Below are 20,584 nucleotides of genomic sequence, written 5' to 3' on the forward strand. Positions count from 1 at the left end.
CCCGGACCGGCCCGCCCCGTGTCGGGTGGGCCGGGACACCGGCGCGCGGTGCTGATCGGCCGCGGCGGCGTGGTCAGGTGAGCCGGCGGGCCAGTTCGGCGAGCAGCCGGCCGGTCGCGGCGTCGGCGCCGCGCGAGGTGCCAGTCAGGTGCAGGAACGCGTGGGTCAGACCGTCGCAGGTGTGGTGCACCACGTCGACGCCGGCCGCGCGCAGCTTGTTGGCGTAGGCCAGGCCCTCGTCACAGAGCGGGTCGTACTGGGCGGTCCCGATCACGGCCGGCGCCAGACCCTGGTGGGACGGCGCGCGCAGCGGCGAGGCCCGCCAGTCGGCAGCTGCCTGCTGGTCGTCGCCCAGGTACAACTCCCGGATGTCCTGCAGCATCTGGAAGGTGAGCAGGTAGCCGTCGGTGTACTCGACGTGCGAGCCGTAGCCGCCGAGGAAGTCCACCGGCGGGTAGGCGAGCAGCTGGGCGGCGAGCGGGCGGCCCTCGTCCCGGAAGGTCAGCGCGGTGACCGCCGCCAGGGTGGCGCCCGCGCCGTCGCCCGCCACCGCGAGCGCCGTTCGGCGCCCGCCGAACTCCTCGATGTGGTCGGCCACCCAGCGGGCCGCCGCCAGGCAGTCCGCCAGCGGCGCGGGGAACGGGTGCTCGGGGGCGCGGCGGTAGTGCACCGCGACGACGACGGCGTCCAGGTCGCGGCAGATCCGCCGAGCCACCCCGTCGTGGGTCTCCAGGTCGCCGGCGATCCAGCCGCCGCCGTGGAAGAAGACCACCGTGGGGGCGGGGCCGCCGCCGGACGGACGGTAGACCCGCACCGGCACGTCCCCGTCCGGACCCGGCAGCGCGCCGTCCACGACCGAGCCGACCTCGACCGGCCGGGCGGCGGTGGCGGCGTGCGCCCGGCCGATCACCGCCCGCAGCTCGTCGGGGGCGGTGTCGGCGATCAGCAGGGGCGGGCGGGCGTCGACCTGCTCGGTCAGCGTCGCGAGGGCCGGGTCGAGGGGCATGGCCCTGAAGCTACGCCGCGCCCGCCGGGCCGGCCGCCGGTGCTGCGCCGTTCGGAGCACCGGCGCCCGCCCCCCCCCCGCGCGGGGGGCCGCCCGGGGGCGGGGAGGCGGCGTGGGGGAGGCCTGCTCGCTGACCTGGGTCAGCCGGATGTTGTTGCCGGACGGGTCGCGGAAGGAGGCGTCCCGGCCGTAGGGGCGGTCCTCCGGCTTGTCGATGAACTCCACGCCGCGGGCCACCATCTCGGCGTAGGAGGCGTCGCAGTCGTCGGTGCCCAGGAAGACCGTGCCGGTGGCGCCCTTGGCGGTCAGCTCGCGCACCTGCGCCGACGTCTCGGCGTCGAAGAGCGGCGGGCCGGGGATCTCCATCAGCACGATGGCGATGTCGTCCTGCCCGACCGGGCCGACGGAGAGCCAGCGGAAGTCGCCGAGCTCGGGAATGGTCACGTCGGCGCGGACCTCCAGGCCGACCTTGTCGGTGTAGAAGGCGAGCGCCTCCTCCTGGTCGTGGACCCAGATCTGTGCGTTGGTGATGCGGATCATCGGACTCTCCTGGCCTTCGTCGGGCGGAATGTCGGGGGGAATACCGTCACGCTATTCCGGGCCCGTCCGCACCGTCTTCTCGAAACGTGCGGTGTTGTGGCCGCCCGTAGGCGCGCAGCACGCAGGCCGGGACGATGGCGTGCGCGACCGCCGGGGGGAAGGCCGCGCGGTAGGCGGCGGGGGCCAGCCCGAACATCCGGGTGAAGCTGGTGGTGAAGGAGCCGAGGCTGCTGAGCCCCACGTCGAAGCAGATCTGGGTGACCGGCCGGTCGGTGGTGCGCAGCAGCGCGGCCGCCCGCTCCAGGCGGCGGGTGAGCAGGTAGACGTGCGGCGACTCGCCGAAGGCACGGCGGAAGGCGCGGCTGAAGTGCGCGGGGGAGAGGCCGGCGGCCGCGGCCAGCTCGGCGACCCGCAGCGGCTCGGCGTACCGGGCGTCGACGAGGTCCTTGGCGCGCAGCAGATGACGGGAGGGCGGGTGGGCTGCCACGGGTCCCCAGCGTAGTGGCCGGGGCTGACAGCGGGCGGGCGCGAGGCCGCTGTCAGCCCGGGCGTCAGGCGGTCCGGGCCGCCCTGAGGACCTGGTTCGGCCCGCCCACGGCGCCCTGCGAGTAGTCGGCGACCAGCAGGCGCACCGCCCGCTCGGTCGCCTCGTCGGCGGGGGTGAGGATCACCAGCCGCTGGTCGGAGCCGTCGGTGGCGGCGAGCAGGTCGTAGCAGACACTCAGCTCGCCGCCCACCGGGTGCCGGATCCGCTTCGAGCCGTGCGAGCGCTCACGGACCGTCCGGTCCTCCCACCACAGGTCGAACTCCCGGCTGCCGGCCCGCAGCTCCGCCACGACCGCGCGCAGCCGCCGGTCGTCGCGGTGCCGGGCGGAGGCGGACCGCAGGGCGCCGACCGTCTCGCGCGCGAACTGCTCCCAGGTCAGCTGGGTCCGGCGGCTCTCGGGGTCCAGGAAGGTCAGCCGGGCGGTGTTGTCGGCCCGGCCCGAGCCGAAGCCGGCACCGAACAGGGCCGAGGCCGCGCCGTTCCACGCCATGACGTCGAGCCGGTGGTCGACGACGTACGCCGGCAGCAGGGGCATGCCGTCCAGCACCGCGCGCAGCGACGCCGACACCGGCGCCGCCACGTGCCGGCGCGGCGGTGCCTCACCGCGTGCGGTGAGGTGCAGGTACTCGCGCTCGGCGGGCGTCAGCCGCAGGGCCGCGCCGATGGCGTCGAGCACCGCGGACCCGGGCGCCCCGACCCGGCCCTGCTCCACCCGGATGTACCAGTCGACGCTCACCGCCGCCAGTTCGGCCACCTCCTGGCGGCGCAGGCCGGGCGTGCGACGCCGTCCGCCGCCCCGCAGCCCGACGTCCTCGGGCCGGATCCGCGCGCGCGCCGCGCGCAGGAAGGCCGCCAACTCGGCCCGCCTACCGCTCTGTCGATCGTTCACGTCGGCCATCGTCGCCGACGCGACCGGGCCCGGTCCACGCCCGAGGGTGGCACGCCGGGTACCAGGCTGCGGGCGGCCTCCCCGGCCGGCGGGCGGGCCGGAACGCTGGTGCACGTCACCGGCCGCACGCCGGTGGACACCGACAACCGACCTGACGGGGACACCCATGCAGCGCACGACCCGCACCCTCATATCGGCCGCCGCCACCACGGCCGCCGCCGTCCTCGCCCTCGGCACGGCGACCGCGGCCCACTCCGCGACCCACCCGGACCGCTTCGGTCACACCCGGGTCCGCGCGAGCATTCCCCAGCACACGCCCCGATTCACCGTCACCAGCCCCGAGTTGGCGCACGGCACCTTCCCGGCGGCGGACTACGCGAGCAGCTTCGGCTGCACCGGCGCCAACCACGCGCCGAGCCTGCACTGGTCCGGGGCGCCGGCGAGCACCCGCAGCTACGCGATCTCGATGTTCGACCAGGACGCGCCGACCGGGAGCGGCTTCTGGCACTGGATGACCTGGGACCTGCCGGGCACCACCACCACGCTCGTGGGCCCGGCGCCGGCCGGCATGGTCACCGGGACGACCGACGCCGGCACCGCCGGTTACCTGGGACCCTGCCCGCCCGTCGGGGACGTGGCGCACCACTACGTGATCCGGGTGGTGGCGCTGGACGTGCCGACCCTGGGCCTGGCGGCGGACAGCACCCCCGCGCTGGCGTCCTTCTCGCTGGCGATGAGCGGGCACATCGTGGGCACGGCCGAGCTGACCGCCGCCGCGCGGCGCTGACCGCCGCCGCGCGGCCGGGGCAGAGGGGAGGCCGGTGGGTCAGCCCCTGGTGGACTGGCCCACCGGCCTCCTGTCGGTGGGTCAGCCGATCCAGCCCGGGGTGCGGCCGCTGAGGGCGAGCGCGCGGTCGAAGGCGCAGGCGTCGGCCGGTGCCGTGACGGCCTGGCCGTAACCGCCGTTGGCGCGGGCCTGGTCGGCGATCTGCTCGACCACGCCGAGCAGTACGGTGCCCGCTTCCTCACCGACCACGAAGGGCTGGCCGGTGGCGCGGGCCAGGTCCCAGCCGTGCAGGGCGAGCTCCTGCAGGGTGATGCCGGCGGCGAGGCTCGCGGGGTAGGTGCCGGGGCCGAACCGGGTCTCGCCGGTCATCGCCTCCGGCTTCAGCCAGGCCGCGACCGCGCGCTCGGCGCCGGCCGCCACCGCGGCGGGCTCGGTGAGGGGGGTGGGCTCGCCGTGGCGGGGGAGCTTGGCGGCCGCGAGCTCGGAGTCGGGGAGCACGCCCCCGAGGTGGGCGAACAGCTCGGCGACGGTGTACTGCGCGCACGGGGTGGCGGCGCCGAGGCGGTCGGCCGGGATGGCCCGGGCGGTGCGGGCGAACAGGGTGGCGAACTCGGTCAGTGCGGTCTGCATGGCAGGGGCCTCTGGCTTCTCTGGGTCGTCGGTCGCGGATCAATGCTTTAGTTGACACTAAAATGACGACCCTGCGGAGCGCAAGCTGAAGCCCCGACTAAAATGACAGGCATGGAAGCGGTCCAAGCGGTAGCCGAACCCCGCCGGCGCGAGATCCTGCGGCTGGTCTGGGACGACGAGCTGTGCGCGGGCGACATCGCCGAGCGGTTCGAGGTGACCTTCGGCGCGGTCTCCCAACACCTGAAGGTGCTGCGCGACGCGGGCCTGGTCACGTTGCGCCAGGAGGGCCGCAAGCGGTACTACCGGGCCGACCGGGAGGCGATGGGACCGCTGGCGGCCTACCTGCAGTCGATGTGGGCCGACAAGCTGGACGTGCTCGCCGAACTGGCGGAAGCGGCAGAGGCGACGGAAGCGGCCGAACGGGCCGGGGAAGCCAACGGGAGCGGCACATGACGACGACGGACCAGGTGGTGCTGGAGCGGCGGATCGCCGCCCGCCCCGAGACGGTGTTCTCGTTCTTCACCGACCGGGAGAAGTGGCTCTCCTGGATGGGCCGCGACGGCGAGTTCTCCTTCATCCCGGGCGGGGCGTACCGGACCGGCGTCAACGCCCAGTGCGACGCCGTCGGGCAGTTCCTGGTCGTGGACCCGTACCACCGGGTCGTCTTCACCTGGGGCTACGAGGGCGCGGCCAAGTCGGTGCCGCCCGGCGCCAGCACGGTCGAGGTGACCCTGACCCCCGACGGCGAGGGCACCCTGCTCACCCTGGTCCACCGCGACCTGCCCCGCGAGGCGTGCGCCCCCCACCTCGAGGGCTGGACCCACTACCTGGACCGCCTCGTCGAGCGCGCCGAGGGCGGCGACCCGGGCCCGGACGCGTGGCTGGAGTCGCCCGCCCCCGTGCCGCGCTGAGGGCGCGGGCACCGGCCGGATGGGATGGAAGTCCGGCATGGGGAGGGGCGGTCGGGTCAACCCGACCGCCCCTCCCCGCTTCCACGCGTCGGCCGTGTGCACGGACGGCGAGTCCATCAGCTCTGCGTTCCCGTCGTCAGCCACACGCACCCGCCGGACGCCGGTGGCCGAGTTCGGTCGGGTGGGTCAGCGGGTGCCGGGCCGGGTCGCGGGCGTGAGCACCCGTCCGCGGCCCCGGTGATGCGCCGCGAGCCCCTCCTGGCCGGTGCCATGACCCCCGCCTCCGCTTCCACCGGCTGAACGCGCCTGCCCCCGAGGTGAGACGGAACACCCGTCAGATCCCGCTGGTGGCTTCGACCCTGCCCTCCTTGACGGCGATCTGCAGGGCGGCGAAGTCGACTTCGTTCTGGTCGGCGTAGGCCTCGGCGAAGTCCGCGATGGCCTCGTCGAAGCGGTCGGAGCCTCCGAGGTAGGCGGCCAACGCGACGCGGTCACCCGAGCGGGCGTGTGCTCGGGCCAGGGTCCAACCGCAGAGGCGACCGTACACCGCCATGCCCGAGGGGATCATCATCTCGATCGGCGCGGAGAGCTTCCAGTCTCGCAACTGCCGCACGTAGAAGTCGCGGTCCACCCCGTCCGCGCCGGCCACGCGGGTCCAGCCGAGGAAGATGTCGCTCTGAGCCTGCATGAGGTGCTGCCCGGCGACGACGCGCTCACCCTGGTTGCCGTACTGGCTGCGCCCGGCGAACTCCACGAGGACGGAGGGCTGGGCCTCCTTGGCCTGTAGGAAGAGCGGCTCGACGCCGTCCCCGGCGTCCATCAGCAGCACCCAGGCACGGGTGCCGACGCTGCCGACCCCGACCACCTTGCGGGCCATCTGGACCAGCGTGAACTGATCCAGCAGGTGTCGCCGGTCGGACTGCAGGGTGCGCCGGTACTTGCCCAGCACGGTGTGGATCAGCTGGTAGATGGCATCGGCCTGCACATCGTTGAAGACCTCTTCGACGGGGACGATCGTCGGGGGGTCGCTGAGGATCTGGCGCCGGCCGTCGACCAGGGTGGTGAGTTTGCCCAGCGCCTGCGTGCTGTCGCGGGTGTGGGCCTTGGCCAGCAGGTCCTCGGCCGTCCTGAACCTCTTCGCCTTCAAGTGGGACCTGAACTGCCCGATGGCCTCCTCGATGTCCAGGTGCGCGTACCAGACCTCCAGGAAGGGCTGCTTCGCGAAGCCGCGCATGGCCTTGCGATAGCCCCTGGCCGCCGCGAGGACGATCTTGCGGCAGGCCTTGTCGGAGAAGTCGTTGTCGCGTCCCGCCACGATCAGGCTCGCGGCCAGCCGCTTGACGTCCCACTCGAAGGGCCCGGGCAGCGTCTCGTCGAAGTCGTTGACGTCGAAGACCAGTCGCCGTTCCGGCGAGGCGAACGCGCCGAAGTTGGACAGATGCGCGTCTCCGCACAGCTGGACCTGCAGACCTGAGGTGGGTGTGCCGGCCAGATCCGCCGCCATCGGCAGGGCGGCACCCCGGTAGTACGTGAAGGGCGACACCAGCATGCGCCCGTGCCGTACCGGCACCAGTTCCGGAACCCGCGACGCCGCCTGGCTCACCAGGAGGCCGACCGGATCCCGCGAGCTGCCCGGCCGGAACTCTCCGTGCGCCTCCAGCGGAGCCGACCCGCGGGCGTCCTTCCCCAGCGCCACCCGGTCGGCCCGACTCGGAGGCGCCGCCGGCGCCGCGCCCCGGGACGACGCCCCCGTAGAAGCCTTCCCGCCGGTCCTGCCCGTCTTCTTCGCCGTCATGGCCACTCCTGTCAAGCCGCAGCCGCGCATGCCGTTGGCCGGCAAAGCGTCGCAGAGAGCTATGGATGTACCCATGCCAGGTGACCGGCACCACGCCTGGCCGGCATCCCACCCGAAGGGGTGAGCCACCGCCGTGGTCCCGCAGCCACGAAGTGGCGCGTCACTTCTGCCGTACCGGAACCGGTGAGTCCAGAATGAGGCATGGCATCAGGTCCGAACCCGGTCGATCCGCCCCCGCTGACGCCGGTTCAGGCCGCTGAGCAGGGTGAGCACTGGTGGCCGGTGGCGCTGGCGATCCTGGTCGTCGCCTTTCTCCATGTGGGGCTGCCGGCGAAGTACCGGGTGAGCCCCTCCTGGGTGGTCCCGGTCGTCATGCTCCTGTTGCTGGCCGCGCTGATCATCGGGGACCCGGGCCGCATCGATCGCCGGAAACCCTGGCTGCGGGTCACGACCGGCGTCACCATCGCCCTCATGACGCTGGCGAACGTCTTCGCCGCCGCCCGCCTGGTGGCCGACATCCTGACCAACAACAAGCTGTTCGCCAACAACGCCGTCGCGTTGCTGGCCACCGGCGGCGTGATCTGGGTCACGAACGTGATCACCTTCGGGCTGTGGTTCTGGGACCTGGATCGCGGTGGCGCCGCCGCCCGTGCGCACCGACCGTATGCGAATCCGGCGCTGGTGTTCCCCGAGATGCAGTACACGGAGTACGCGCCGGCCGCCTGGGTGCCGATCTTCGTCGACTATCTGGTGCTGGCCTTCTGGACGGCCACCGCGTTCAGCCCGACCGACATCTCGGCGATCAAGCGGTGGGCCAAGCTGATGATGATCACGGAATCGGTGGCGTCCCTCGGCCTCGGCGCACTGGTGATCGCTCGCGCGATCAACATCCTGCAGTAGGCACGCTCGACGGAGCCTTGGCGGTGTGCTTGGCGAGCAGGCCCGCAGGCAGCATGACGATCAGACCGATCCCCACGCCGCACAACGTCCAGAGCACCCGGTAGCCCTCGGCGGCGTAGTCGCAGGGCTGCGGCAGGTCCACCAGGATCAGCACGCCCGCGGCGATCGCCGCACACTCCAGCGCGTCGTTGTAGAAGCGAGTCGCCGCGCCGTGCATCAACAGGAGCAACCTCGGCTTGTCAGACCCCGGCTCAGGGATGCCGCGCGGTAGACATGTGTCGTGATGAGCGAGATCGAGGAGCAGGGCGTGGGAGGGTCGGAGCCGTGCGGTCCGGGAGGCCCTGCCCTCTGTTCCGCCCCGCCGTCAGTGGATTGCGGTGGGCGTGTTGACTGATGGCGCGGGGTCGGCTCCCCGGGGTGGGGCCAGGCCCTCACCCCGCATGATCGCGTGGACCGTGGTTCGCATCGTGGGCTCCGCCGCCGCGCTGGTGGCCCTCTACTTCGCGCTGCCCCTGAACCAGTCCTCGGGCTGGGTGGCCGTCACGATGCTGGTGATCGGGCTCGCGGTGTTCGTCGGACTGGTCGCGTTCCAGGTCCGGTCGATCCTCCGGTCACCGTTCCCGGGCCTACGGGCCGTCGAAGCCCTGAGCACCGGCGTTCCGCTGTTCCTGTTGCTGTTCGCCAGCACGTACGTGGTCATGGCGACGATGTCGGCCGGCAACTTCGGCGGGCCGCTCACGCACACCGACGGGCTGTACTTCACCGTCACCGTGTTCTCGACGGTCGGCTTCGGCGACATCACGGCCAGGACCGAGGCGGCGCGGCTCGTGGTCACCGGGCAGATGGTCGCCGATCTCGTGGTCCTCGGGCTCGCCGTCAAGATCATCATGGGTGCGGTCGACCGTCGGCGGCAACCGGGGGAGGCCGACGCCACACCGCTCGCCTGACCGGTGCGGAGGTCTCCCTCGCGGCGTGAATTCCCGCCCGTCCACCCTCCCCGGTGATCTCAGGGCGCGGTCGACTCGGCGTCGGGTCCGGTGCCGGAAGCCCAGGTCCGGTAGGCGGCGACGGCGCTGGGCAGCGTGGGGAAGATCCGGTCGTCGCCGACGGACCCCGTCAGCCCGTAGGCGTCCAGGTCGTCCCGCAGGTCCTGCTTGACCCGGGCCAGCGCGAAGACGATGCCGCGTTCGGCCAGTTCGGCCCGGAGCGCCTCCACCGAGTCCAGTGCGGTGATGTCGACCTCGACGTTGGCCTCGGTGTTGAGGACGAACCAGCGGACCGGGCCGGTGTCCTGCGCGACCGCGGTCAGTGCGCGGTGCCGGAAGTCCTCCGCGTTGGCGAAGAACAGCGGTGAGTCGTAGCGGTAGACGACCAGGCCGGGAATGGTGCGGGCCTGCGGGTAGTCGTCGATGTCGTGCATGCCGGGCACACCGGGCACCAGGCCCTGGACGGCGTCGTGCGGGCGGGCCACCCGGCTCAGCAGCTCCGTGATCGACAGTCCCACGGCGACCAGGACCCCGTACAGGATGTCCAGCGCCAGGACTCCGGCCAGGCAGCCGAGCGCCAGCAGGAACTCCCGCAGCCGGAACCGCCTCAGCCGGCGCAGGCCCGCCACGTCGATCATCCGGATCGCGGCGAACACCACCAGGGCGCCCAGGACGGCCGAGGGCGTGTACGTCAGCAGCGGGCCGAGGAACAGCAGCACGGCGAGCACGGCCGCGCCGGCCGTCAGCCCGTACACCTGGGTGCGCCCGCCGGCCGACTGGGCGAGCGCGGTGCGGCTGGCGCTGCTGCTCACGGGGAACCCGTGCAGGAGGCCGGCGCCGAGGTTGGCCCCGCCCAGGGCGAGCAGCTCCTGGTTGGCGTCGAGCTGCTCGCCCTCGTCCCGGGACTCGAAGGCCCGCGCGGTGAGGATCACGTCGGTGTAGCCGACCAGCAGGACCCCGAGTGCGGGCAGCACCAGGCGGTGCACCTCGCTCAGGTCCGGCAGCGAAGGGCTGGGCAACCCGGCCGGGATCCTGCCGATGACGGCGATGCCGTGGTCCTGCAGGCCGAAGGCCGCCACCACCGCCGTGGCGAGCACCACGGCCAGGAGCGGGGCGGGGAGCTTGGGCAGGAAGCGGTCGAGGGCGAAGAGGAAGAGCAGCGCCGCCGCGCTGAGGACCACGGTGGCGGTGTCGGCCTGCGAGAGGTGTCGCACGAAGTACCACAGCTGCGGGCCGAACCCCTCGCCCTCCACCTCGACGCCGGTGAGTTTGGACAACTGGTCCACCATCATGATCAGCGCGACCCCGGCCAGATAGCCGATCAGGACCGGTTGCGAGAGCAGGTCGGCGACGAAGCCCAGCCGTGCCAGCCACGCCAGCGCGAACAGCACGCCGACCACCACCGCGAGGGTGGCGGCGAGCACCGCGTAGCGGTCGGTGTCCCCGTCGGCCAGCGGCCCGACCACGGTGGCGGTCATCAGCGCCGTCGTCGACTCGGGCCCCACCGACAACAACCGGGACGAACCGAGCAGGGCGTACACCGCCAGCGCCGGGAGGATCGCCCAGAGCCCCGCGACCGGCGGCAGCCCCGCGACACCCGCGTAGGCCATGACCTGCGGTACCAGGTACGCCGCGACGGTGACCCCGGCCAACAGGTCACCGCGCAGCCAGGCGCGCTGGTAGCCCCTGAGCACGGTGAGCCCGGGGACCGAGGGAAGGGAGGGGCGCCATCCGCCGCTCCGCGGGACAGGCTCCGGCACGATTCTCCTTCCGCCCACCGGGCCCATGCTCCGACAGCGGCGCGCGATACCGGGGGAGGCCCCGCCCGGCGCGGCCCCATCGGGTGACGCGAAAGCCTCAGCCTCCCCCCAATGGCTGATCCCCGGGGCCACCGCGGCGTCGTCGCAGGTCGGGATGGAACGCATGGGGCGGCGGGGCCCGCAGCGATTCCTTCCCACCGCGCAGCCGGGGGACGCGGGCCGGACTCGTGTCCCCCGGCCGCGGCCGACGGGAGGGGCACTACAGTCGCCCTGACCGATCGTCATTCAGGAGGGTCCGTGCCGTACGTCGTCGACTTCGTGAACGTCTCCACCGTCGGCCTGGAGTCGTCTCCGGTCGCGGAGTCCCTCGCCGGGCTGCGTGCCAACGAGGCGCGCTACTTCAAGAACAAGTACGACCACGTCTTCACCGTCGTCCCGGCGGGCGAGGCGCCGCAGGCGCTCGACTGGGTGACCCGGATCCTCGCCGAGGAGCGCGAGATCGTCATCGCCTCCCCCGCGCTGGAGGTGACCTCCTTCGAGGTGGACGGTATTCGGATGGCCTACGTGTTCTACGAGTCCGGCCTGTCGGTCAACGTGATGTACAGCATCGACGAGGCGGGGAAGCGCGCGGTGGGGTTCAAGCTCTCCGAGGGCATGGACGTTCCCGAGGAGCTGGCCTCGCGCTTCAAGTTCGCGCGTCAGAAGTCGAAGCTGGCCGGGGTGATCCGCGGCTCCTACTTCGTGGTCAAGGGCGCGTACTGAGACCGGTCACCCGGTGGTGTCGGCCGTCCCACCCGGGCCGACGCGTTCCAGGGGGCGACCTGCGGGGACGCACCCGGTGCGGCTCTCGGGTGTGTCGCGTGGTGTCCGCCCCCGGGCAGCGATTGGATGGCGGTCCTACCCCCTCGCAGAGACGAGATGAGGAACCGCGTTGACGGTGATCGGAAACGCCGACGGTGCTCCGTGCTGGGCGCAGCTGAGCGTGCGTGACCTGGAAGCGGCCCAGCACTTCTACGGCCAGCTCTTCGGCTGGACCGCGGAGACGGACCCGGATCCGCAGTACGGCGGCTACACGACCTTCTCCCTCGGTGGTAAGCCGGCCGCGGCCGTGGCTCCGCTGATGAATCCGCAGCAGCCCGTGATGTGGCTGCTCTCCTTCGCCACCTCGGGTGTCGACGCCGCGGCCGAGGGTGCCAAGGGCGCCGGCGCCCAGGTGTGGATGGGGCCGATGGACGTGGGCGACCTGGGCCGCTGGGCGCTGCTCAGCGACCCGACGGGTGCGCCGTTCGCCCTGTGGGAGGGCAGGAGGTTCAGCGGTTTCGGCGTCGCGGACGAGCCCAACTCCCTGGGCTGGATCGACCTGTCGACGCGGGACGTGGAGGCTGCCGTCGCCTTCTACAAGGGCCGGTTCGACTGGCAGATCTGGCCCGACGACCGGTACCCCATGGTCGGCATGGCGGACACCATGTTCGGCGGCGTGATGAAGATGGGGGAGGAGGTCCCGTCCGCGGTCCCCTCGCACTGGAACCCGTTCTTCCAGGTCGACGACGTGGACGCGACCGCCGCCCAGGCGGCCGACCTCGGCGCCGACCTGGTGCACGGCCCCGCGGACGCCCAGATGGAGAACGGCCCCCGACTGGCCGTCATCCGCGACCCGCAGGGCGCCACCTTCGGCGTCTTCGCCCCACGCGCCAGCTGACGACGCCCCACCACCGAACCCACCCCGTCCCGGCCGGCCGCACCGCTGCTCCCGGCCGACCGGGACCCCCTCGTCCTCCACGCCCACGAGCCGATCGCGGCAGACCCGGATCGGTCACGGTGTCGCCCGAGCGCCCGCCCCATTTCCTGGTCGCCCGCGGCACCCCGCCGGTGTGGTCGTCGCGTACGTCCACGCGTTGACGCCCCCTCCGAGCGACTCCCGAGCGACTCCGCCGTCATCGCCGAGCGCCACCGGCGCATCACGATCTCCTGGCAGTGACCTGCTGCCGGGCACCGCACACCATCACGTTGAGGAGGGAACGATCACGAGCGTGATCACCGCGGCGGGCACTGACGTTGGCATGAGCCGCTGTCGGGCGCTGGTCAGTGCTCGTACCTGCTGTGCTCGATCGTCCTGAACGCGCACGTGACCTGCGAAGACTCGCCGGTCGCCGCGAACGGGTGAGAGGCGGCCACTGTCACGTCCCGACGGGCGTCTGCCAGAATCGACCGGTCGGTGGGCGGAGACGAGGAGGCTCGCGTGGGCGGGGACGAGGTGCGGTCGCGGATCCCGCAGTTGCGGCTGGACGAGCTGCTGGAGGAGCTGCAGGCGCGGATCGACGCCGCGCGCGGTACCCGTGACCGGGTGCACAGCCTCTTGGAGGCGGTGCTGTCGGTGGGCCGGGAGCTGGATCTGACGCAGGTGCTGCGGCGGATCGTGGAGGCCGCAGCGGTGCTGGTGGACGCCCGGTACGCGGCGCTGGGGGTGATCGGTCCGGACGGCGAGTCGCTGTCGCAGTTCCTGACCGTAGGTCTGGGCGATGAGGAGATCGGCCGGATCGGGCCGTACCCGACCGGCAAGGGGATCCTCGGCGAGCTGATCCACCACCCCGAGGCACTGCGGCTGGAGGATCTGGCCGCGCACCCGGCCTCCTACGGTTGCCCGGCGCACCATCCGGTGATGCGGACCTTCCTCGGGGTGCCGGTGAGGGTGCGGGAGGAGGTGTTCGGCAACCTCTACCTGACCGACAAGAAGAGCGGGGAACAGTTCGATGCCGACGACGAGTCGGTGATCGCGACGCTGGCGGTGGCGGCGGGGGTGGCGATCGACAACGCCCGGCTCTACGAGGAGGCGCAGAGCCAGCAGCGCTGGCTGAGTGCGAGCGCGGAGATCACCCGGGGCCTGCTGTCGGGCTCCACTCGCGCCGAGGTGATGGAGCTGATCGCGCGGCGGGCGTTGGAGATCACCGGCGCCGAGCTGGTCGACCTGTCGGTGCGCGAGGGCGACGGTGAGGGGCTGCGGGTCGAACTGGCGCTGGGAGGCGACCCGGATGCCCGGTCGGGGATCCATCTGCCGCTGGCCGGCACGCTCTCGGGGGAGGCGTTCAGCCTCGGAACGCCGGTCACGACCCTCGACCTGGCGCAGGACCCCCGGCTGACCGGCGGGCCGCGCCGGTTCTCCGGCCTGGGGCCGGCGGTGGCCGTGCCGCTGGGCCGGGCGGACGGGCAGAGCGAGGGCGTGCTGCTGCTGGCCCGGCCGACGGGCGAGCGGGCCTTCACCGACCGCGAGATCGGTCCGCTGCTCGGGTTCGCCGACCAGGCCGCGCTGGCGCTGGAACTGGCGGACAGGCGCCGGGACGTCGAACAGCTGGCGATACTGGAGGACCGCGACCGGATCGCCCGCGACCTGCACGACCTGGCCATCCAGCGGCTCTTCGCCACCGGCATGACGCTGCAGAGCGCGGCCCGGTTCATCGAGCACCCGGGCGCCTCGGACCGGGTGCTGCGGGCGGTGGGGGATCTGGACGAGACGATCAAGATCATCCGCTCGACGATCTTCGGCCTGCGGGCGCGCGATGACTCGGCCGCTCATGGACTGCGTTCGCGGGTGGTGCGGGTGGTCGAGGAGGCGCAGGCGGCGCTGGGCTTCGCACCCAGGCTGAGTATGGAGGGCCTGCTGGACACGGACGTTCCGGGTCAGGTGGCCGATCACGTGGTGGCGGTGCTGGGCGAGGCGCTGAGCAACGCCGCTCGGCACGCGAAGGCCGGCCGGGTCGAGGTGACGTTGCGGGCGACCGGATCCCAGGTGCTGCTGAGCGTGCAGGACGACGGCGTCGGCATCCCGGAGCAGGGCCGGCGCAGTGGGCTGCGCAACCTTGCGGAGCGGGCCGAGAGCCTGGGCGGGGCGCTGGAGCTGTCGAGTCCGCCCGAGGGCGGGGCGCGGCTTGTCTGGGCGGTGCCGTTGGAGGTCTGACCGCTGCCGGAGGCGTGGCCGTGTGGCTTTCGGGGTCAGGGGTCAGGGGTCAGGTGTGCGGGGTGAGGGCGGCCGTCAGGCGGCGGCCGGTCACCCACTCGGGGCGGATCCGGATGGTCACCTGCCCGGCGGGCGGCGCAGCGGCGGCCCGAGTGCCGGCGCCTTCTCCGGTGGTCTCGGCGGTGCCGAGGACGGTGACGCTCCAGCCGCTGCCGTCGGCCGCGCTGATCTCGTCGGCCTGGAAGGCGACCAGTACCCCCGCCACCGCGCGAAGGAATTCGGAACCCGCGGTGGCCCGCAGCAGCACGCTGCCGTCGTCGTCGAGCTGGTAGCGGGTCGGCAGGACGGCGGGTAGAGCGCCGACGGTGTAGACGACGCGCCCGACCGGTGCCCCGGCCAGCAGGCGCAGGCATTGCCGCTCTTCCAGCGGCGTGGCGTCAGGTGTCATGGCATCGATGGTGGCCCGGTGGCGGGCGGTTCAGGAGAGGCCGTTGGTCCCTGGCCGGTGGCCGGGCGGTCCAACGGCCCGGGACGGTTGTCAGTGGGCGCGCCGGCCGGACGCCTGGTCGTGGGCGGCCAGGGCCTGGGTGGCGATGACGGCGGCCTGCACCCGGCGCTCCACGCCGAGCTTGGCCAGCAGCCGGGAGATGTGGTTCTTGACGGTCTTCTCGGCGAGGTAGAGGCGCTGGCCGATCTGGCGGTTGGTCAGGCCCTCGCCGATCAGGGCGAGGATCTCCCGCTCGCGGTCGGTGAGCTGCGGGAGGTCGGAGGCCGGAGGGGCGGTGTCGCCGCGCAGGCGGGCCATCAGGCGGGTGGTGGCGCCGGGGTCGAGCATGGACTGCCCGGAGGCGACGGTGCGCACCGCGGAGACCAGGTCGGTGCCGCTGATCTGCTTCAGCACGTATCCGGCGGCGCCGGCCATGATCGAGTCGAGCAGCGCCTCCTCGTCGTCGAAGGAGGTGAGGATCAGGCAGGCCAGTTCGGGCATGCGCGAGCGCAGCTCGCGGCAGACGGTCACGCCGTTGCCGTCCGGCAGTCGCATGTCGAGGATCGCCACGTCGGGGCGCAGCGCGGGGACTCGCGCGAGTGCCTGTTCGACCGTGCCGGCCTCGCCGACCACGCTCAGGTCGGGTTCGGCGTCCAGCAGGTCGTGCACGCCCCGGCGTACCACCTCGTGGTCGTCGAGCAGGAACACCTTCACCGGCCCGCTGGCCCGGTTCGCCGTGCTGTCCGCCATCACTTCTCCGTACCTCTGGACCCGCCACCGGAACGGGGCGAGTGGGACCGTCGGGCAGTCTGCCTGCCGCTCCGACACGCGCGATAGGGCCGGACGGCCCCATTCTCCCCGCTCCCGGTCACCGGCGGGTGGAACCGGCCGGCGGGGCCGCGGCGAGGGCCTTGCCGGGTGACTCCGTCAGCTCGGCGCGGAGCCGTGGCGTGGGGCAGCCGGCCGGTCCGTAGCCGATGCGCAGCAGCATCTGCGGGGCGCAGCGGCCGTGTTCCGCGGTGGTCATCCGTGTGCGCAGGTCAGGCCATTCCAGGGCCTGGTGCAGGATCGAGGCGCGCAGACCGTGCAGGGTGAGCAGGAGCAGGACGTGCTGGAGCGCCTGGCCGGCGCGCAGCCAGTCGGCCCGGCGGTCGTGGCGGGTGGTGAGCATGAGCAACTGGGGGTCGGCCTCGAACGCGGCGCGTTCCCGGGGCAGTCCGTCGCCGGGTGCGGCGAAGGTGCGCAACGGCACCACACCGGTGGAGTCCTGGGGGCCGAGTGCGTAGGCGGGGATGCCGACGCCGGTACCGGGGGTGGCGAGGGCGGCGAGGTTCTCGGCGTGCCGGCCGCGGTGGCGGAGGTTGCGGCGCTCGGCTCGTGCGGTGAGGTCGAGCAGGGTGCGGCGCTCGGCGGGGCCCGGCTGGTGCAGGTCGGCGCCGTCGAGCCGGGCGGCTTCGGCGAGTTCGGCGAGGACTGCTGCGGGTACCGGATCGGCGGTGAACGGCAGGCGGCTGCTGCGTCGGCGCCAGATGGCCCGGTAGAGGTCGGGGCGGCGCAACAGCGCCGCACGCGGTGGCCCGGCCAGGCGAACCGTGGCCAGCAGGTCGGGCTGATCGGGCCGGGGCAGCAGGCGTACGACGGGTTCCCGGCCGAGGTGGATGGCGGCGGCCTGGAGGTTGCCGAGTGCGGCGCCGACCGAGATGTGCAGGGCCCGGGTGTCCGGATCGGTGAGCGCGGGGGCGCGCTGGGGTAAGGCGTGCACGCGGATGGTGTGTGTGGTGCGGTCGAGGTGGAACCGCCACGGTTGGCAGTTGTGGAGGGAGGGCGCGGCTCCCGCCGCGGCGATGAGTGCTTGGCCGAGCTCGTCGTCGAGGGTCACGGACGTCACGATGGAGGTGTCCTTCCTGCGGGGGTGCGGGCCGGGCCAGCTCGTTGCGCTCGGCGCAGGCCGCGGCGCCGGACGGGTACGGGGAACGCTGGTCACGGTCGGCCTGCCTTGCGGTGAGCGGCTGTGAGTAGCCGGGGTGGGCTCAGGTGTGCGGGATCACCGCGACCGGGGCCGCGGCGCGGTGGAGCACCGCGTGCGTGATGGGGCCGAGCCGGATGCCCGGAGCGCGGCCGGGCGCAGGTCGCCGGGCCGGAAGTCGCCGGTGTCCTCGGCGTCCTGGGGGCCGAGCCAGGGCCAGGCGTGCAGCAGCCGCAGCGCAACGCCACGGCGTTGCGCCTCTTCGGCGGCCCAGGAGGCCGCGCTCTCGCTGCTCGGGGATCCGTCGATCCCGGTCAGGACGCGGCGTGCCATCAGTTCTCTCCTCCAGTGGGCCCGGCCGGCTCCGCGGTCGGGCCGCCTGCTCGGGGCCCTCGCCGAGAGAACTCTGTCGGTGGCGATCCGGCCTGGCCCAGGGCCCGACCGGGCCGAGGAGTGGGCCACTGGTCCCGGGCGTCCCCGGAGCCCCGGCACCGGGGTGACGCGGGACCAGTGGGACGCGGGTGAGGGACCGGTGGCGCCGACAGCAGGGCCCGATGGTCCCTGGGACGCGCCCGGCCGCGGCACCAGGATCGTCACCGTGAGCGACGGACGCACCGGCGTCCGTCCGCCTCGGAGCACATCGCAGAGGAGCATCCGATGTCCGCACACGATCGCGGAAGACCACGGCAGAGCAAGGCGGTTGACGGGCCGCGAGGCGCGGGCGGCGGCTTCGGCCTGCCCGCCGCGACCGCGCTGGTGGTCGGAAGCGTCATCGGCACCGGAGTGTTCGCTCTACCGTCCGCACTCGCGCCTTACGGGCCGATCGCCCTGGTGGCGTTCGTGCTGGTGACGATCGGCGCGCTGGCGCTGGCGATGGTCTTCGGGAGGCTGTCGGAGCGGGTGCCGGGCAGCGGCGGCCCCTACGTCTACGCCCGGGAGGCGTTCGGCGAGTTCGCCGGGTTCCTGACCGCCTGGTCGTACTGGATCACCGCCTGGGCCGGGAACGCGGCCATCGCGGTCGCCTGGGTCGGCTACGTGGAGGTGTTCGTCGACAAGGGGCACCACACCTGGGGTTCGATCGGAATCGCGCTGGTGGGCCTGTGGCTGCCGGCGGTCGTCAACCTGACCGGGGTGCGCAACATCGGGGCCTTCCAGGTGGTCACCACGGTGCTGAAGTTCCTGCCGCTGGCGTTCATGGCCACGGCCGGCCTGCTGTTCGTGAAGTCCGGGAACTTCGGCGCCTTCAACGCGAGCGGCGGCTCGGCGCTGGGCGCCGTGTCCGCGGCGGGCGCGATCGCGCTGTTCAGCTACATCGGGCTGGAGACCGCCTCGGTGGCCGCCGGCCGGGTCCGGGAGCCGAGGCGAAACGTGCCGCGGGCCACCGTGTACGGCACGCTGGCCTGCGCCGCGATCTACCTGCTCGGCACCCTGGCCGTCCTCGGCACCGTCCCGCACGCCCAACTCGGTTCCTCCACAGCGCCGTTCACCGACGCGATGAACAACATCGCCGGCGGCCACTGGGCCGGCAACCTGGTCGCCGCCGCAGCGGTCGTCTCCGGCCTCGGCGCGCTCAACGGCTGGACCCTGATCTGCGCCGAGATGCCGATGGCGGCGGCCCGCGACGGGCTCTTCCCGGCCGCCTTCGCCGGCACCCGGGGCCGCAGCGAGGTGCCGGCGTTCGGCATCGTCTCGGCCACTGTCCTGGCCTCGGTGCTGACCGTGGTCAGCTACACCCAGTTCACCAAGGTCTTCACCGAGATCGTGCTGCTGAGCGTGCTCACCGCGGTGATCCCGTACCTGGTCTCGGCGGCGGCGCAGCTGTCCTGGCTGGTGCAGCACGGCCGGGCGGAGCTGGACCGGCGGCGCTTCGCCCGCGACGTCACCGTCGCGTTGCTCGCCCTGGTCTTCTCGTACTGGTCGATCCAGGGCAGCGGCTACCAGACCGTCTACTACGGCCTGTTCACCGTCCTGCTCGGCATCCCCGTCTACATCTGGCTCAAGCGCCCGCACACCGCGGCCCGGACCGCCGCCGCGAGTGGACCCACCGAGGCCGAGCCTGCGATCCCCGCCACCGCTCAGCCCCTGCCGAAGGCGGCCCGCACCGCCCGCCCGGTGGGCCTGCCGACCATCCTGCGCCGCGCCCTGACCACGCGTCACCAGCACTGAACCCCCGAAGGAGCACCACCGATGTCCACCCTGCGTGTCGATTCCGAGGCGGGCCGCCTGCGCCAGGTGATCCTGCACCGACCGGGACTGGAGCTGTCCCGGCTGACCCCGCGCAACGTCGACGAGCTGCTCTTCGACGACATCCTGTGGGCCAAGCGCGCCCGCGAGGAGCACGACGCCTTCGCCCAGGTGCTGCGCGACCACCGGGTGCGCGTCCACCACTACGCCGACCTGCTCGCCGAGACGCTCGACCTGGCGCCGGCCCGGGCCTGGCTGCTCGGCCAGGTCGTCACCCCGGCCACCGTCGGCCCGGCCCTGGTGGATCCGGTCCACGAGCTGTGCCTGCAGCTCGACGCCAAGCCCCTGGCCGAGTACCTGATCGGCGGCGTGCTTCGGGAGGACCTTCCGCTGCGCAACCCGCACAGCCTGGCCTGGCACACGCTCGGCGAGCAGGACTTCGCGCTGCCGCCGCTGCCCAACCACCTCTTCCCGCGCGACAACTCCTGCTGGGTCGGCGGACGGTACAGCCTCAACCCGATGGCCAAGGCCGCCCGCCGCCGGGAGACCCTGCACACCGCCGCGATCTACCGCTTCCACCCGCTGTTCGCGCAAGCCCCGCCCCCGCTGCTCGACGGCACCACCGCGGCCCCCGGCCTGAGCCTGGAGGGCGGCGACGTGCACGTCCTCGCGCCCGGGGTGGTGATGGTCGGGATGGGGGAGCGCACCACCGCCCAGGCCGTCGAAGCCCTCGCCCAGCAGCTGTTCCTGACCAACACCGCGCACCGGCTGATCGCCGTGCGACTGCCGCGGAGCCGGGCGTTCATGCACCTGGACACCGTCATGACGATGATCGACCGCGACACCTTCGCCCTCTACCCGGGCCTGGCCGACCAGTTGCGCTCCTGGACCCTCACCCCGGCCCCCGAGCGCCCCGCCGGCTTCGACGTCACCCCCGACACCGACCTCGCCGCCTCCCTCGCCGAAGCACTCGGCCTGGACAAGGTCCGCTTCCTGTCCGCCGAGCAGGACGTGCGGGCCGCCGAGCGCGAGCAGTGGGACGACGGCAGCAACTTCCTCGCCCTGGCGCCCGGCGTGGTCGTCGGCTACGAGCGCAACACCACCACCAACACCTACCTGCGCAAGCAGGGCATCGAGATCGTCACCATCGCCGGCTCCGAGCTCGGCCGCGGCCGCGGCGGCCCGCGCTGCATGAGCTGCCCCATCCAGCGCGACCCCGCCAACTAGCCACCCCCAGGAGGAAT

At 73.0% G+C, this 20,584-nt stretch carries 21 protein-coding genes; 10 read left to right on the plus strand and 11 right to left on the minus strand.

What is annotated here, in order from left to right; genetic code table 11:
* Positions 1-73 precede the first annotated feature (73 nt).
* The 3 genes from ABD323_RS08790 to ABD323_RS08800 form a co-directional block, all read right to left on the minus strand.
* Complete coding sequence (locus ABD323_RS08790; RefSeq protein ID WP_344440678.1) at positions 74-1,546, minus strand: alpha/beta hydrolase fold domain-containing protein; 1,473 nt, start codon at positions 1,544-1,546, stop codon at positions 74-76.
* Between the two features lie 46 nt (positions 1,547-1,592).
* The gene (locus ABD323_RS08795) at positions 1,593-2,033 is read right to left on the minus strand and encodes a helix-turn-helix domain-containing protein (protein WP_344440679.1); all 441 of its coding nucleotides are present in this window, start codon (positions 2,031-2,033) and stop codon (positions 1,593-1,595) included.
* Positions 2,034-2,097: 64 nt separating this feature from the next.
* The gene (locus ABD323_RS08800; RefSeq protein WP_344440680.1) at positions 2,098-2,982 is read right to left on the minus strand and encodes a helix-turn-helix transcriptional regulator; all 885 of its coding nucleotides are present in this window, start codon (positions 2,980-2,982) and stop codon (positions 2,098-2,100) included.
* Positions 2,983-3,148: 166 nt separating this feature from the next.
* Between ABD323_RS08800 and ABD323_RS08805 the strand changes: the two genes are divergently transcribed.
* Positions 3,149-3,769: a YbhB/YbcL family Raf kinase inhibitor-like protein gene (locus ABD323_RS08805; RefSeq protein WP_344440681.1), complete on the plus strand. Its 621-nt coding sequence runs from the start codon at positions 3,149-3,151 to the stop codon at positions 3,767-3,769.
* A gap of 81 nt (positions 3,770-3,850) precedes the next feature.
* Here the strand turns inward: ABD323_RS08805 and ABD323_RS08810 are convergent, their stop codons facing one another.
* On the minus strand, positions 3,851-4,399 hold the full coding sequence (locus ABD323_RS08810) for a TIGR03086 family metal-binding protein (protein ID WP_344440682.1): 549 nt from the start codon (positions 4,397-4,399) through the stop codon (positions 3,851-3,853).
* Positions 4,400-4,510: 111 nt separating this feature from the next.
* Between ABD323_RS08810 and ABD323_RS08815 the strand changes: the two genes are divergently transcribed.
* Both ABD323_RS08815 and ABD323_RS08820 read left to right on the plus strand, forming a co-directional pair.
* Complete coding sequence (locus ABD323_RS08815; RefSeq protein WP_344440683.1) at positions 4,511-4,852, plus strand: ArsR/SmtB family transcription factor; 342 nt, start codon at positions 4,511-4,513, stop codon at positions 4,850-4,852.
* A complete protein-coding gene (locus ABD323_RS08820) occupies positions 4,849-5,310 on the plus strand; it encodes an SRPBCC family protein (protein ID WP_344440684.1) in 462 nt (153 codons plus the stop codon). Before ABD323_RS08815 ends, ABD323_RS08820 begins: the two co-directional genes overlap by 4 nt.
* Positions 5,311-5,644: 334 nt before the next feature.
* Here ABD323_RS08820 and ABD323_RS08825 read toward each other — a convergent pair whose 3' ends face one another.
* Positions 5,645-6,859, minus strand: a complete 1,215-nt coding sequence (locus ABD323_RS08825; protein WP_344440685.1) for a DUF2252 domain-containing protein — start codon at positions 6,857-6,859, stop codon at positions 5,645-5,647.
* Between the two features lie 528 nt (positions 6,860-7,387).
* Between ABD323_RS08825 and ABD323_RS08830 the strand changes: the two genes are divergently transcribed.
* Positions 7,388-8,005, plus strand: coding sequence for a hypothetical protein (locus ABD323_RS08830; RefSeq protein ID WP_344440686.1), 618 nt, complete (start codon positions 7,388-7,390; stop codon positions 8,003-8,005).
* On the opposite strand, the gene ABD323_RS08835 is transcribed toward ABD323_RS08830, so the two are convergent.
* The gene (locus ABD323_RS08835; RefSeq protein ID WP_344440687.1) at positions 7,989-8,234 is read right to left on the minus strand and encodes a hypothetical protein; all 246 of its coding nucleotides are present in this window, start codon (positions 8,232-8,234) and stop codon (positions 7,989-7,991) included. The genes ABD323_RS08830 and ABD323_RS08835 overlap by 17 nt on opposite strands.
* A 211-nt stretch (positions 8,235-8,445) precedes the next feature.
* Here ABD323_RS08835 and ABD323_RS08840 point away from each other — a divergent pair, with 211 nt between their 5' ends.
* Complete coding sequence (locus ABD323_RS08840) at positions 8,446-8,952, plus strand: potassium channel family protein (protein ID WP_344440688.1); 507 nt, start codon at positions 8,446-8,448, stop codon at positions 8,950-8,952.
* A 59-nt stretch (positions 8,953-9,011) separates the two neighbouring features.
* On the opposite strand, the gene ABD323_RS08845 is transcribed toward ABD323_RS08840, so the two are convergent.
* Positions 9,012-10,751 (minus strand): SulP family inorganic anion transporter, encoded by a 1,740-nt coding sequence (locus tag ABD323_RS08845; RefSeq protein ID WP_344440689.1) that lies wholly within the window; start codon positions 10,749-10,751, stop codon positions 9,012-9,014.
* 297 nt (positions 10,752-11,048) lie between these two features.
* Between ABD323_RS08845 and ABD323_RS08850 the strand changes: the two genes are divergently transcribed.
* The 3 genes from ABD323_RS08850 (at position 11,049) to ABD323_RS08860 (ending at position 14,703) form a co-directional block, all read left to right on the plus strand.
* Positions 11,049-11,513 (plus strand): phage tail protein, encoded by a 465-nt coding sequence (locus tag ABD323_RS08850; RefSeq protein WP_344440690.1) that lies wholly within the window; start codon positions 11,049-11,051, stop codon positions 11,511-11,513.
* Positions 11,514-11,688: 175 nt separating this feature from the next.
* Positions 11,689-12,450 (plus strand): VOC family protein, encoded by a 762-nt coding sequence (locus ABD323_RS08855; RefSeq protein ID WP_344440715.1) that lies wholly within the window; start codon positions 11,689-11,691, stop codon positions 12,448-12,450.
* Between the two features lie 540 nt (positions 12,451-12,990).
* On the plus strand, positions 12,991-14,703 hold the full coding sequence (locus ABD323_RS08860; protein ID WP_344440691.1) for a sensor histidine kinase: 1,713 nt from the start codon (positions 12,991-12,993) through the stop codon (positions 14,701-14,703).
* A 49-nt stretch (positions 14,704-14,752) separates the two neighbouring features.
* On the opposite strand, the gene ABD323_RS08865 is transcribed toward ABD323_RS08860, so the two are convergent.
* The 4 genes from ABD323_RS08865 to ABD323_RS45940 all read right to left on the minus strand — a co-directional run bounded on the left by ABD323_RS08865 (position 14,753) and on the right by ABD323_RS45940 (position 17,489).
* Positions 14,753-15,151, minus strand: coding sequence for a pyridoxamine 5'-phosphate oxidase family protein (locus ABD323_RS08865; RefSeq protein WP_344440692.1), 399 nt, complete (start codon positions 15,149-15,151; stop codon positions 14,753-14,755).
* A gap of 90 nt (positions 15,152-15,241) precedes the next feature.
* Complete coding sequence (locus tag ABD323_RS08870; RefSeq protein WP_344440693.1) at positions 15,242-15,940, minus strand: response regulator; 699 nt, start codon at positions 15,938-15,940, stop codon at positions 15,242-15,244.
* A gap of 118 nt (positions 15,941-16,058) precedes the next feature.
* Positions 16,059-17,078, minus strand: a complete 1,020-nt coding sequence (locus ABD323_RS08875) for an Acg family FMN-binding oxidoreductase (protein ID WP_344440694.1) — start codon at positions 17,076-17,078, stop codon at positions 16,059-16,061.
* A 156-nt stretch (positions 17,079-17,234) separates the two neighbouring features.
* Positions 17,235-17,489 carry a universal stress protein gene (locus tag ABD323_RS45940; RefSeq protein ID WP_425555916.1) on the minus strand — a complete coding sequence of 85 codons (255 nt, stop codon included), beginning with the start codon at positions 17,487-17,489 and terminating at the stop codon, positions 17,235-17,237.
* A gap of 423 nt (positions 17,490-17,912) precedes the next feature.
* On the opposite strand from ABD323_RS45940, the gene ABD323_RS08885 reads away from it, so the two are divergent.
* Entirely contained in the window at positions 17,913-19,322 is a 1,410-nt protein-coding gene (locus ABD323_RS08885) for an amino acid permease (protein WP_425555919.1), read from the plus strand.
* A gap of 21 nt (positions 19,323-19,343) precedes the next feature.
* A complete protein-coding gene (locus ABD323_RS08890; RefSeq protein ID WP_344440696.1) occupies positions 19,344-20,567 on the plus strand; it encodes an arginine deiminase in 1,224 nt (407 codons plus the stop codon).
* Positions 20,568-20,584: the final 17 nt, after the last annotated feature.

It is taken from the genome of Kitasatospora nipponensis, from assembly GCF_039528135.1.
Classification (GTDB): domain Bacteria; phylum Actinomycetota; class Actinomycetes; order Streptomycetales; family Streptomycetaceae; genus Kitasatospora; species Kitasatospora nipponensis.